We start from the raw sequence: 12952 nt of genomic DNA on the forward strand, positions 1-12952 counted from the left end.
GGTCGTCCGCCGAGAGCCCCAGCCGGGGCAGGTAGCAGGCGACCGGCGACCAGAGCGCGGACCGCTGGCTCGCGACGGCGGCCCTGGGCGTGCCGGAGGTGCCGGACGTGCAGAGCAGCCAGGCCGGTTCGTCCAGGCCGAGGTCGTCGCGGGGTGCGGGGCCGTGGCCGTCGGCCACGAGGTCGTCGAAGTGCGCGACCCCCTCGGGCACCGGTCCCTCCCCGGTCACCACGAGTCGCGGTGAGCGCTCCCCGACCACGCTGGCGATCCGCGTCAACTGCCGCCGGTCGACGACGAGTACGTCCGGATCGCAGTCGGCGAGCAGTGCGGCGAGCTCGGCATGGGTCCCGCGCGGGCTCAACGGCACCCCGACGGCGGCGGCCCGGACCGTGGCGAGCAGTCCCTCGACCAGTTCGACACCGTCGTCGAGGCAGAACGCCACCCTGGCGCCCCGCTCCACTCCGAGGGAGCCCGCCAACTGCCGTGTCCGCAGCTCCAGTTCGGCCCAGCTCACCGCCCGCCGGTCGTCGGCGAAGGCGAGCTTCCCGCCGTGTCGCGAGGCGTTCCCGACCAGCAACTCGACCACGGGCCGGACCGCGGACTCTCCCCCGACGCGCATCGGGCCTCCCTCTGGATCACCGACTCCGCACCGTATCCCGCCCGCGCACCCACCACCGCATCGCAAGTGGGCGCCGAGCAGGCGGAGTTGGCGAAACCAGCCACCGAACCCGGTGAAGGGGCCCCCGTGTCAGTCCTCGTCCGCCGTCAACCGCAGCGAGATGCTGTTGATGCAGTACCGCTGGTCGGTGGGCGTGGGATACCCCTCGCCCTCGAAGACGTGCCCGAGGTGTGAGCCGCAGCGGGCGCAGCGCACCTCCGTGCGCACCATCCCGTGCGAGCGGTCCTCGATCAGTTCGACGGCGTCGCTGTCCTTCGGGTCGTAGAAGGACGGCCAGCCGCAGTGGGACTCGAACTTGGTGGTCGAGGTGAAGAGTTCGGCACCGCAGGCGCGACAGGAGTACACGCCGGTGGTCTTGGTGTTGGTGTACTCACCGGTGAAGGCGGGTTCCGTCCCGGCCTGGCGGAGCACGGCGTACTCGGCCGGGCTCAGCTCCGCACGCCACTGCTCGTCCGGCTTTTCGACGTCGTACGACATGAAGCTCAGCCCCTTACTTCGCGAGACGGTCCAGGATCAGCGGGCCCAGGTCCGTCACGTCGCCCGCGCCCATGGTGAGAACGAGATCACCGGCCTTCGCCATTCCCGCGACCACCTCCGGGACCTCCGCCTTGTCGTGGACCGGCGTCACGTCCGCTCCCGCGGCCCGCGCCGCCTCGATGATCAGCTCGCTCGTCACCCCGGGGACCGGGTCCTCGCGGGCCGGGTAGATGTCCAGGACCACCGAGCCGTCCGCGAGCGCCAGCGCGTCCCCCATCTCCTTGCCGAGCTCCTGCGTCCGTGAGAAGAGGTGGGGCTGGAAGACGACGAGGATGCGGGCGTCACCGGCGGCCGCGCGCATGGCCTCCAGGTCCGCGGTCATCTCGGTGGGGTGGTGGGCGTAGGAGTCGATGACCTGCACCCCGGCCGCCTCGCCCTTGAGCTGGAGGCGCCGCTTGACGCCGGTGTACGCGGCCAGCGCCGGCGCGAGCTCGGCGGCGGGGATGCCGAGGGCGGCACCGGCGGCGAGGGCGGCGACCGCGTTGTGCGCGTAGTGGCGGCCGGGGACGGACACGGTGAAGGTGAGCGGGGAGCCGTCCAGCTCGACGGTGACCTCGCTCCTCAGGCCCTGCGGGACGACCGAGAGCACCCGTACGTCGGCGTCCTCGGCGTCGCCGTACGTCACCACGCGCACGCCGCTCGCCGCGACCCGCCGGGTCAGTTCCCGGGCGCCCTCGTGGTCCGCGTTGACGACCAGCGTGCCGCCCTCGACGACACGGTCCACGAAGGTCTCGAAGGACGCGTAGATCTCGTCCATCGAGGCGTAGTTGGCGTGATGGTCGAGCTCGACGTTGAGGACGATCGCGACCTCGGGGGCGTACTTGTGGAAGCTGCGGTCCGATTCGTCCGCCTCGGCGACGAAGACGTCGCCCTCGCCGTGCAGGGCGTTGGAGCCGGGCGCGTCCAGGTCGCCGCCGATGGCGTACGAGGGCTTCAGACCCAGCTCGGACAGGGAGACCGCCAGCATCGAGGTGGTCGTGGTCTTGCCGTGCGTCCCCGCGACCGCGATCGGCCGCAGGCCGTCCATCAGCGCGGCGAGGGCGTCGGACCGGTGCACGACGGGGATGCCGAGCTCGGCCGCCCGGGCCAGTTCGGGGTTGTCGGCCCGGATCGCCGACGACACGACCACGCAGGTGGCGTCGGCCGCCAGGTGCTCGGCCGCGTGTCCGATGTGCACGGTCGCGCCGAGCGCCCGCAGCGCCTGCGCGGTCTCCGAGTCCTTGGCGTCGCTGCCGGCCACCTTCGCCCCGCGCTGCGCGAGGATCTTCGCGATCCCCGACATCCCGGCCCCACCGATCCCGATGAAGTGCGGTCGGTCCATGGCGGTAGGAAGGCCGGGTGCCATGCGTGTGTCTCCCCAAAGTGGTGCGGTACGGATGCGGGGGCCAGCCTATGCCTTGCTGTGCGAGAACAGCTTCAGCACCGGGACGCCCACCTTGTGCCGGGCCCGGGACGCCCAGTCCCGGTGGAAGAACTCCTCCACGTAGTGGGGGTCGGTCAGCACGATCACCTCGTCCGCGCCGATCTCGTCGACGAGGGACTTCAGCGCGTCCAGGGGGTGGTCCTCGATGAGCCGGCCCTCCGCCTCGCTGCCGGATGCCCTGAGCGCCTGGAGGGACACCTCCAGGGCCCGCTCCCCCACACCCTTGGCGGCCTCGCCCTCGGGCGTCTCCCGCTCCCGTACGGCCTCGTCCAGTTCGCCCAGCGCCACGTCGTCGATGGCCCGCAGCAGCCGGTCGGCCTGGTCCCCGCGCGGCTGGAGCAGCACGTGGAAGGCGACCGACTCGTCACCGTGCAAAGTGGTGACGAACTCCACGTCGGCGGACGTCAGGGCCTTCTCGATCATCAAAACGCTAGTGAACACCGGGCGTCCCCTTCTCTGCCTCTGCGGAAACCATCCTGCCCCGTGATCGCACGGGTACTGCCGGATTCAGTGTGCCCGCCGGAAGGTAAACGGAACGACAGATTCCGCCGATGTCGGCCTCGGCGGCACCGATCGAACACGCCTCCGGACGGTCAGGGCCTGCGATACCTGCTGAAGAGGAATCCGTCCTCCTCCAGCAGGGAGTCCAGTACGAACCGTGCCGGGACGGCCACCGACGGCCCCCCGGCGATCCGCTGCGCGTCACCCGCGGTGAGCATGGGGGACACGGTCAGACAGAGCTCGTCGAGCACCCCGGCGGCCACCAGCTGCCCGAGCAGCCGGGGGCCGCCCTCGGTCAGCAGCCGGGTGTGCCCCAGCCCGGCGAGCGCCCGGACGGCCCGGACGGGGTCCACGCCGACCCCGTCCCCGGCGATCACCACCCGCGCGCCCGCCTTCTCGGCCGCCGCGATCCGGTCCGGGGCCGCCGCGGCGCCGGTGAGGATCAGCGTGGGCACCAGGGGCGAGGTGTACAGCGGGAGCGAGAAGTCCAGGTCCAGGCTCGCGGTGACCACCGCGATCGCCGGAGCCGGGCCCTGTCCGGCCGCCTCCCTCATCTCCGCGAACTCGTCACGCGCGCGTGCGGGCCGGTACCCCTCCTGCCGGACCGTTTCCGCACCGGCGATCACCACGTCCGCGAGCGCCCGCAGCGTCCCGAAGATCCGCATGTCGGTCGCGGTGGAGATGGGGTGCGACCGGCCGTCGTGCTGGGCGGCCCCGTCCAGCGTGGCGACCATGTTGGCGCGCAGCCACACCTCGGGGGTCCCGGGGCCCGGCCCGAGCTCGGGGTAGGCGTAGGCGGCGGCCAGCTCGGCGAGGCTCCAGTCATGGCCGGCCTCCCCCTCGGGGCTCCGGATCGCTGTCTCGTCGGTCACAGGGAACAGGCGTCGCATGCCGTGCAGTGTGGCACGGCGCTTAGCATGGTGAACCGTGTCTACTTCCCCCGCCGCGTCCGGGTCCGGTTCGATGACCGGCTCCGCCCCGCTGTCCCTGTGCGACCGCGAGCCGCACGTCCCCGCGGACCGGCTGGTCGCCGAGATGGTGCCGCCGCCGCGGTTCGACTCGGTGCGTTTCGACACCTACATCCCGGACCCGAACCAGCCCAGCCAGACCGAGGCCGTCCGGGTCCTGGAGGGCTTCGCGGCGGGCCTGGGCGGCGCGCACGCGGTCGGCGGCGGCAGGCGCGGCTTCCTGGGGTTCGGCAGGCCCAAGGCGCCGAAGGCCCCGGCGGGCCCCCGCGGCGTCTACCTCGACGGCGGCTACGGCGTCGGCAAGACCCACCTGCTGGCCTCCCTCTGGCACGCGACCCCCGCCGAGCCCGCCCTCAAGGCCTTCGGCACCTTCGTCGAGCTGACCAACCTGGTCGGTGCCCTCGGCTTCCAGAAGACGGTCCAGACGCTCTCCGGGCACCGCCTGCTGTGCATCGACGAGTTCGAACTGGACGACCCGGGCGACACCGTCCTGGTCTCCACCCTGCTGGGCAAGCTGGTCGACGCGGGCGTGGCGCTCGCGGCCACCTCCAACACCCTGCCGGGCAAGCTCGGCGAGGGCCGGTTCGCGGCCGCGGACTTCCTGCGCGAGATCCAGGGCCTGTCGGCGCACTTCCGCCCGCTGCGCATCGACGGCGAGGACTACCGCCACCGCGGGCTGCCCGAGGCGCCGGCGCCGTTCACCGACGAGCAGGTCACCAGGGCGGCGCACGCCACGCAGGGCGCCTCGCTCGACGACTTCCCGAGCCTCCTCGCGCACCTCGCCAGGGTCCACCCGAGCCGCTACGGCGCCCTGACCGACGATCTCAGGGCGGTCTGCCTCACCGATGTGCAGCCGGTGCCGGACCAGTCGACGGCGCTGCGGCTCGTGGTGCTCGCGGACCGGCTCTACGACCGCGAGGTGCCGGTGCTGGCGTCCGGGATGCCCTTCGACAAGCTGTTCAGCGACGAGATGCTGAACGGCGGCTACCGCAAGAAGTACTTCCGCGCGATATCCCGGCTGACCGCGCTGGCGCGCGACGCCAAGGGACTCGTCGCTTAATCAGCGAAACGTCGCACGTCAAGAGCCAGTTCGCGTCAGCGACCCGGCGCGCTTCAGCCTCTCTTCAGCCGGAAACGTTAAGTTAACCCAGCAAACAACTTTGCCGGGCTAAGGTGTTTCTTGACCAAGCGTTGACCAACGGTTGGTCAAGGCTAGAAGTGTGAACTGCCGAGAGGGGGGCGCATGTTCCGAGGTGCGACGGTACGGACCGTGACAGCGGTCCTCGCCGCCGTTCTTCTGGCGCTCCCGTTCTTCGCACACTCCGCGGGATTCGCAACCGCGCACACAGGCCGTCAGGCTGAGGCCAAAGCTCAGACCGGAACCACGCTCTCCGGCAAGGCGTCGCACACCGAAGCCTCCGGCAAACGCCACTGCAACCACGCCGGGGACCCGACCGGTCCCCTGCGCACCCGCGACCGGCACCGCGCCGTCGACTTCGCCCCTCAGGGGCCCGAGCGTCCCCTGTCGGCCGAGGAGCCGGCGGCCGCGCCCGAGCGGGTGGCAGCAGGCGAGTTCCGCCTGTCGAGACCCTCGACAGCCCACGCTCCGGCGGCACTTCAAGTTTTCCGCTGCTGACAGCAGAGCAGTCCCCCACCTCTGTTCCCCCACCTGTCATGTCAACCGACGCGCCCTTCGGCGCGCCTGGTAAGCCCGACGCGCCCCCACGGCGCGCCAGGAGGAGTCACCACATGCAGCCCCTCATCGACAACGCCCGTACGTTCGGACAGCGCCCTGAGGAGTTCGCCAAGCTGGCCGAAGGCCAGTCCCCCCAGGTCCTGTTCATCACCTGCTCGGATTCCAGGGTCGTCCCGGCCCTGATCACGGGCGCCCGCCCGGGCGAGCTCTTCGAGCTGCGCACCGCGGGCAACATCGTTCCCCCCTACGCCTCCGAGCACCCCACCAGCGAGGCGGCCACCATCGAGTACGCCGTTGAGGTCCTGGGCGTCCGCGACATCGTGGTCTGCGGGCATTCCCACTGCGGCGCCGTCGGTGCCCTGGTCCGCGGCGACGACCTGGACGCCGTCCCGGCCGTGCGCGCCTGGCTCAACCACGCCACCCCGCGCCCGTCCGGCACGACCGAGGACCCGGAGGTCGCCGAGGGCGTGCAGAACCACGTCCTGGCCCAGGTGCTGCGCCTGCGGTCCTACCCGTTCATCGACAAGAAGCTGGCGGAGGACCAACTGACCCTGCACGCCTGGTACTACGAGGTGCACACGGGCGCCGTGCGCGTCCACCGCGCCGAGACCGACGCGTTCGAGGGTCTGTGACCGGGATGATGACCAAATACCCTCACCTGCGGCAGGACTTCGCCGCCTCCCTGGTCGTCTTCCTGGTCGCGCTCCCGCTCTGCGTGGGCGTGGCCGTCGCCTCCGGCGTCCCGGCCGAACTCGGCCTCGTCACCGGCATAGTCGGCGGCATCGTCACCGGTCTGATGCGGGGCAGCAGCCTCCAGGTCTCCGGACCCGCGGCCGGTCTGACCGTCCTCGTCTTCGAGGCGGTGACCGAGTTCGGGCTGCCGGCCCTCGGCGTCATCGTGCTGGCCGCCGGACTGTTCCAGCTGGCCATGGGCGCCCTGAAACTGGGGCGCTGGTTCCGCGCGATATCCCTCTCGGTCGTCGAGGGCATGCTGGCCGGCATCGGCCTCGTGATCATCGCGGGCCAGCTCTACTCGGCCGCCGGTCTCAAGGCCCCCGCCTCCGGACTCGACAAGATCCTCGGACTGCCCGGCGCGGTCGTCGACGCGCTCGGCAGCCCCACGGCGCTCGCCTCGCTCGCCGTCGGCGCGGGCACCATCGCGGTGCTCCTGCTGTGGAAGAGGCTTCCCAGGAAGGCGCAGACCGTGCCGGGCGCGCTCGCCGCGGTCCTGCTGGCCACCCTGGCCACCCAGGTCCTCGGTCTGTCGGTCGCCACCGTCGAGGTGAACGGCCTGCTGGCCTCCGTCCAGCCGCCCGGCGCGGAGGCCTTCGGCGAGCTGGCCGACCCGGCCATCTTCGGCACGATCCTCGCCTTCACCCTGATCGCCTCCGCCGAGAGCCTGTTCAGCGCCGCGGCCGTGGACCGGCTGCACGACGGTCCGCGCACCGAGTACGACAAGGAGCTCATGGCCCAGGGCGTGGGCAACACGGTGTGCGGCGCGCTCGGCGCCCTGCCCATGACCGCGGTCATCGTGCGCAGCTCCGCCAACGTCCAGGCGGGTGCCAGGACCAAGGCGTCCCGGGTCATGCACGGCGTGTGGCTGCTGCTGTTCGCGGCCCTGCTGCCCTCGACGCTGGCGCTGATCCCGCTGCCCGCGCTCGCCGGCATCCTGGTCCACGCGGGCTTCAAGCTGATCCCCTTCCGGGAGATCGTGTCGCTGTGGCGCGGGCACCGCGGTGAGGCGCTCATCCTGGTGGCCACGGCCGTCTCGATCGTCGCGGTGAACATGTTCGAGGGCGTCCTCATCGGTCTGGCCCTGTCGGTCGTCAAGACCGCCTGGGAGGCCTCGCACCTCAAGCTGGAGATCGTCGACAAGGGCGCGGGTCCGATCCAGGCGCACCTGTCGGGCAACGCCACCTTCCTGCGGCTGCCGAAGATCCTCGACAGCCTGGAGTCGCTGCCCCAGGACCGTCCCGTGGAGCTGGACCTCTCCGGTCTGCACCACCTGGACCACGCCTGCCGCACGGCCCTGGAGAACTGGGCCGAGCGGCACAGCGCGGTCGGCACGGAACCCGTGCGGGTCACGGAACCGGAGCTGGTGAGAACCACGGCCCCGTAACGCTCTCCCGCCCGGTCCGGGGACCTCGTGGCCCCGGACCGGGCACCGGGCATATCGTTGCAGGAGCAGACATACGGACCTCTGGACGAGGAGGTCGGAATGCTCCAGGAACTGTTGACGGCGGCCGTGGCGGCCGGTTCCGCGGGCCTGGTCTACCTCGCGGCGGCGGCCCGGGTCGTCAAGCAGTACGAGCGCGGGGTGGTCTTCCGCCTCGGACGCCTCGCGGGCGAGGTGCGCGAGCCCGGGTTCACGGTGGTCGTGCCGTTCGTGGACCGGCTGCACAAGGTGAACATGCAGATCGTCACGCTGCCGGTGCCGGCCCAGGAGGGCATCACCCGGGACAACGTGACCGTGCGTGTGGACGCGGTCGTCTACTTCCGGGTCGTCGACGCGGCCAGCGCCCTGGTGAAGGTCGAGGACTACAGGTTCGCCGTCTCCCAGATGGCCCAGACCTCACTGCGCTCGATCATCGGCAAGAGCGAGCTGGACGACCTGCTCTCCAACCGCGAGAAGCTCAACGAGGGCCTGGAGCTGATGATCGACAGCCCGGCCGTCGGCTGGGGCGTGCAGGTGGACCGCGTCGAGATCAAGGACGTGTCGCTGCCGGACGCGATGAAGCGGTCGATGGCCCGGCAGGCCGAGGCCGACCGTGAGCGGCGGGCCCGGATCATCAACGCCGACGCGGAACTCCAGGCCTCCAAGAAGCTCGCGGAGGCCGCCAAGGAGATGTCCGAGCAGCCCGCCGCGCTCCAACTCCGGTTGCTGCAGACCGTCGTGGCGGTGGCCGCCGAGAAGAACTCGACGCTCGTCCTGCCCTTCCCGGTGGAGCTGCTGCGCTTCCTGGAGCGGGCGCAGGAGCGCCCGGGCGGGACCTGACGGGCCGGGACACGCTACGCGCGTGGTTCCCGCGGGCCGAGCCAGGTGATAGACACAGCGACGTCACAGTCCTGTCCGCCAGCAGGAAGGTTGCTTCGCCATGTCCGCAACACGACGTCAGGTCCTGGCCCGCAGCGGCGCCCTGGGTGTGGGCATCGCCTTCACCGGCGCCCTCTCCGAGCTCTTCGCCGGCACCGCCGCCGCCCAGTCCCTCGGCCACACCGGCTACGGCCCTCTCGTCCCGGACCCCAACGGCCTGCTGGACCTGCCGAAGGGCTTCCGCTACAAGGTCCTCTCCCGTGAGGGCGACCAGCTCCGCTCCGGCGAGGGCAAGGTCCCCTCCAACCACGACGGCATGACCGCCCTGCCCGGCAGACACGGTCGCGTCCACCTGGTCCGCAACCACGAGAACCGCCCCACCGCGGCCCTCGCCGTCCCCACCGTCAAGGGCCTGACCTACGACCCGGCGGGCAAGGGCGGCTGTACGGCCCTGACGCTGGACTCCCGCGACGACGTGCTGTCGGAGCGGGTCGCCATCGCCGGCACCGCCGTCAACTGCGCGGGCGGGCCCACCCCTTGGGGCACCTGGCTGACCTGCGAGGAGACCGAGGACAAGGCCGGGACGAACGGCTACACCAAGGACCACGGCTTCATCTTCGAGGTGGACCCGGTCGACCCGCACCGCTCGGGCGCCGTACCGCTGACCGCGATGGGCCGCTTCCAGCACGAGGCGATCGCGATCGACCCCAGGCGCGGCATCGTCTACGAGACCGAGGACGCCTTCCTCAAGCCCTTCGGCCTGTTCTACCGCTTCCTGCCCAACCGGCCCGAGGGCGGCCTCGGTTCCCTGCGCGCCGGTGGCCGGCTCCAGGCGATGCGGGTGCCCGGCGTACCGGACCTGTCCCTGATCCAGGAGACCGGTGCCTGCTTCGAGGGCGTCGAGTGGGTCGACGTACCGGACCCGCTGGCCGCCCAGACCCCGGTCCGGCTCCAGGACTTCGGGCCGAAGGGCATCACCCACGCCCAGAAGCTGGAGGGCTGCTACTGGGGCGGGAAGTCCGTCTACTTCGTGTCGTCGTTCGCGCGCAGCGCCGACGGTTCGGCCGCCGACCACTTCGGGCAGATCTGGCGCTACGACCCCTCGGCGCGCCGGCTCACCCTGGTGATCGTCTTCGGTCCCGACACCGACGTGCAACTGCCCGGCGAGTCCCCGGACAACATCTGCCTCGCCCCGAGCGGCGGCCTGATGGTGTGCGAGGACGGCAACGGCGCCCAGCACGTCTTCGGCGTCACCCGGCACGGCGAGGTGTACGCGATGGCCCGCAACGCGCAGAACATCGGCACGCCCGAGGCGCCGGAGTGGGGCGAGTTCGCGGGCGTCACCTTCTCCCCCGACGGGCAGACGATGTACGTCAACTGCTACACGCCCGGGACGACCTTCGCGGTGACGGGGCCCTGGCGCAGGTAGCCGCCCTCCACGACGGCTGGCGCGCCCCCGGTCCCCCGGCGCAGGATCGAGGGACCGGACCCGGACCGGAAGGGGTGCCCCATGTCGAAGAAGGGTTCGAGGACGCGCGCGGCGGGGAAGGGCCCGACGGACGGGGCCGACCCGGCCCTGCGCGAGCTGCTGCGGATACCGGGCGGCAAACCGGTGGACCTGGCCGCCCACGACGCCCGGGAGACCCCGGCCGGCCCCCGTGACAAGAAGGCCGGCCTGGCCGCGATGACCGAGCTGGCCGCCCCGCTCGCCGACCTCCAGGAACGCCTGTGGGCGGCGAGCACGGCGGGCGACCGGCGCCGGGTCCTGCTGGTGCTACAGGGCATGGACACCAGCGGCAAGGGCGGCACCGTCAAGCACGTCATCGGCCTGTTCAACCCGTCCGGCTGCCGCATCCAGGCCTTCAAGGCACCCACGCCCAAGGAACTGGGGCACTCCTTCCTCTGGCGCATCAAACGGGCCCTGCCGCAAGCCGGTGAGCTGGGCATCTTCGACCGCTCGCACTACGAGGACGTCCTCATCGCCCGCGTCCGCTCGCTCGCCCCGCCCGCCGAGATCGAGCGCCGCTACGACGAGATCAACCACTTCGAGAAGTCCCTCGCCGACGACGGCGTCACCGTCGTCAAGTGCTTCCTGCACATCTCGTACGGCGAACAGCGCGACCGCCTGCTCAAGCGCCTGGACCGCCCGGACAAGCACTGGAAGTTCAACGTCGCGGACATCGACGAGCGCGCCCTGTGGCCCGCCTACCAGCAGGCGTACGAGACGGCCCTGGAGCGCTGCTCGACCCCGCACGCGCCCTGGTACCTGATCCCAGCCGACCGCAAGTGGTACCGGAACTGGGCGGTCAGCCGGCTCCTCCTGGAGCACCTGTCGGAGCTGGACCCGCGCTACCCGGAGGCGGACTTCGACGTGGAGGAAGCGCGCAGGCGGCTGCTGGAACAGTGAATCCCGGGGTACTCGGGGTCCATGACCGAGAACCGGCATGTCAAGGGCTCGTACTGGCTGGAGACGGCACCCGGCGGACCCCGGCCGCCGCTGACCGAGGACCTCGACGTCGACGTGGCCGTCATCGGCGCCGGCATCGCCGGGCTGAGCACGGCGTGGGAGCTGACGCGGGCGGGGCGGCGGGTGGCGGTCCTGGAGGCCGGGCGGGTGGCCGCCGGCGTCACCGGACACACCACCGCCAAACTGACCGCCCTGCACACACTGATCTACGACAAGCTGCGCCGCACCCGCGGCCCCGAGGGCGCCCGGCTGTACGCCCGCTCGCAGAGCGAGGCGATCGAACGGGCCGCCGAGATCGCGGACGAGCTCGGCGTCGACTGCGACTGGGAGCAGCGCAGCGCCTACACCTACGTCCGTGACGAGAGCCGGGTCGAGGAGCTGCGTGCCGAGGCGGCGGCCGCCCGGGAGGCGGGACTGCCGGCGTCGTTCGTGACGGAGACCGGGCTGCCGTTCCCGGTGGCGGGCGCGGTCCGGGCGACCGGGCAGGCGCAGTTCCATCCGCGCAAGTACCTGCTGGCCCTGGCCGAGGACCTGGTCGCCTCGGGTGCGGCGGTCCACGAGCACACCGCCGTCCTCGGGCTCGACGAGGGCGAGCCGTGCCGGCTGTCGACGGACACGGGGGCCACGGTGACGGCCCGGGACGTCGTGGTCGCCACCCACTATCCGATCTTCGACCGGGCCCTGCTGTTCACCCGGCTCTCCCCGCGCCGCGAGCTGGTCGTCGCCGGGACGATCGACCGGGAGCGGGATCCGGACGGCATGTACATCACGCCGGAGGAGGGCACCCGCTCGGTCCGCACGGCTCCCCTGGACGCCGACAAGCGGCTGCTCATCGTCACCGGCGAGCACTTCACTCCCGGCACGGGCGACACCCGGACCCGGTTCGACGACCTGTCCGCGTGGGCCGCCCGGCACTACCCGGGCGTCGAGCTCACCCACTCCTGGGCCACCCAGGACAACGACCCCACCGACACCGTGCCGCTGGTCGGCCCGCTGCACCCGGGTGCCCGGCACACGTATGTCGCCACCGGCTTCGGCGGCTGGGGCATGAGCGGCGGCATCATGGCGGGGCGTCTGCTCACGGCCCAGATCACCGGTGAGCCGTGCGCGTGGAGCGATCTGTACGACCCGCGCCGGCTGCGTTCGACGGTCCGCGAGGCCCCGACCTTCCTGAAGACGCAGGCCCAGGTGGCCCGTCACTTCGTCGGCGACCGGCTGCGTCCCGCTCCCCCGCTGGAGTCGCTGCCGCCGGGAGAGGGTGCCGTGGTCCGGGTCAACGGCGACCGGCTCGCGGTCTACCGCGACGACGAGGGCAACCTCCACGCCGTCTCGCCCCGCTGCACCCACCTGGGCTGCCTGGTCTCCTTCAACGGGGCCGAGGACGCCTGGGAGTGCCCGTGCCACGGCTCCCGCTTCGACACGGACGGCAAGGTGATCCAGGGCCCGGCGACCAAGCCGCTGGAGCAGCGGGACATCTGAGCGGGTGACGTCACCGGCGGGGATGAGCGGCACATAGGGCGTTTCACCATATTTTCGTATGGTGATCACCCTTGTACGGCACGTCACCGCCGCCTGCGTCCTCGGCGCCGCCCTCTCGGCCTGCGCCGCCGCTCCCCACCCGGCTCCCCGGGTGGGGAGCGGCGGCGC

General features: G+C 71.8%; 12 protein-coding genes. 7 read left to right on the top strand and 5 right to left on the bottom strand.

Going from position 1 to position 12952, the window contains the following annotated elements; all coding sequences use genetic code 11:
- The 5 genes from AOJ26_RS12385 to AOJ26_RS12405 form a co-directional block, all read right to left on the bottom strand.
- The coding region (locus tag AOJ26_RS12385) for an AMP-binding protein (protein ID WP_159044272.1) at window positions 1–619 on the bottom strand (619 nt) is incomplete at its 3' end.
- Between the two features lie 129 nt (window positions 620–748).
- Window positions 749–1156: a peptide-methionine (R)-S-oxide reductase MsrB gene (gene msrB / locus AOJ26_RS12390; RefSeq protein ID WP_053848309.1), complete on the bottom strand. Its 408-nt coding sequence runs from the start codon at window positions 1154–1156 to the stop codon at window positions 749–751.
- 13 nt (window positions 1157–1169) lie between these two features.
- Window positions 1170–2561 carry a UDP-N-acetylmuramate--L-alanine ligase gene (gene murC, locus AOJ26_RS12395; RefSeq protein WP_053848310.1) on the bottom strand — a complete coding sequence of 464 codons (1392 nt, stop codon included), beginning with the start codon at window positions 2559–2561 and terminating at the stop codon, window positions 1170–1172.
- A 45-nt stretch (window positions 2562–2606) separates the two neighbouring features.
- Window positions 2607–3080: an indole-3-glycerol phosphate synthase gene (locus AOJ26_RS12400; RefSeq protein ID WP_179200227.1), complete on the bottom strand. Its 474-nt coding sequence runs from the start codon at window positions 3078–3080 to the stop codon at window positions 2607–2609.
- A 152-nt stretch (window positions 3081–3232) separates the two neighbouring features.
- On the bottom strand, window positions 3233–4030 hold the full coding sequence (locus tag AOJ26_RS12405) for a pyrimidine reductase family protein (protein ID WP_053848312.1): 798 nt from the start codon (window positions 4028–4030) through the stop codon (window positions 3233–3235).
- Between the two features lie 73 nt (window positions 4031–4103).
- Between AOJ26_RS12405 and zapE the strand changes: the two genes are divergently transcribed.
- The 7 genes from zapE to AOJ26_RS12440 all read left to right on the top strand — a co-directional run bounded on the left by zapE (window position 4104) and on the right by AOJ26_RS12440 (window position 12784).
- Window positions 4104–5168, top strand: a complete 1065-nt coding sequence (zapE, locus tag AOJ26_RS12410) for a cell division protein ZapE (RefSeq protein ID WP_053848313.1) — start codon at window positions 4104–4106, stop codon at window positions 5166–5168.
- Window positions 5169–5857: 689 nt separating this feature from the next.
- Window positions 5858–6436 carry a carbonic anhydrase gene (locus AOJ26_RS12415; RefSeq protein WP_053848314.1) on the top strand — a complete coding sequence of 193 codons (579 nt, stop codon included), beginning with the start codon at window positions 5858–5860 and terminating at the stop codon, window positions 6434–6436.
- Between the two features lie 5 nt (window positions 6437–6441).
- Window positions 6442–7923: a SulP family inorganic anion transporter gene (locus AOJ26_RS12420; RefSeq protein WP_053848319.1), complete on the top strand. Its 1482-nt coding sequence runs from the start codon at window positions 6442–6444 to the stop codon at window positions 7921–7923.
- A 99-nt stretch (window positions 7924–8022) separates the two neighbouring features.
- Complete coding sequence (locus tag AOJ26_RS12425; RefSeq protein WP_053848315.1) at window positions 8023–8799, top strand: slipin family protein; 777 nt, start codon at window positions 8023–8025, stop codon at window positions 8797–8799.
- Window positions 8800–8899: 100 nt separating this feature from the next.
- Window positions 8900–10267: a PhoX family protein gene (locus tag AOJ26_RS12430; protein WP_053848316.1), complete on the top strand. Its 1368-nt coding sequence runs from the start codon at window positions 8900–8902 to the stop codon at window positions 10265–10267.
- 81 nt (window positions 10268–10348) lie between these two features.
- Window positions 10349–11245, top strand: a complete 897-nt coding sequence (locus AOJ26_RS12435; RefSeq protein WP_053848317.1) for a polyphosphate kinase 2 family protein — start codon at window positions 10349–10351, stop codon at window positions 11243–11245.
- A 21-nt stretch (window positions 11246–11266) separates the two neighbouring features.
- The gene (locus AOJ26_RS12440) at window positions 11267–12784 is read left to right on the top strand and encodes an FAD-dependent oxidoreductase (RefSeq protein ID WP_053848318.1); all 1518 of its coding nucleotides are present in this window, start codon (window positions 11267–11269) and stop codon (window positions 12782–12784) included.
- Window positions 12785–12952: the final 168 nt, after the last annotated feature.

This window comes from Streptomyces sp. NRRL B-24085 (assembly GCF_001282115.1).
GTDB lineage: Bacteria > Actinomycetota > Actinomycetes > Streptomycetales > Streptomycetaceae > Streptomyces.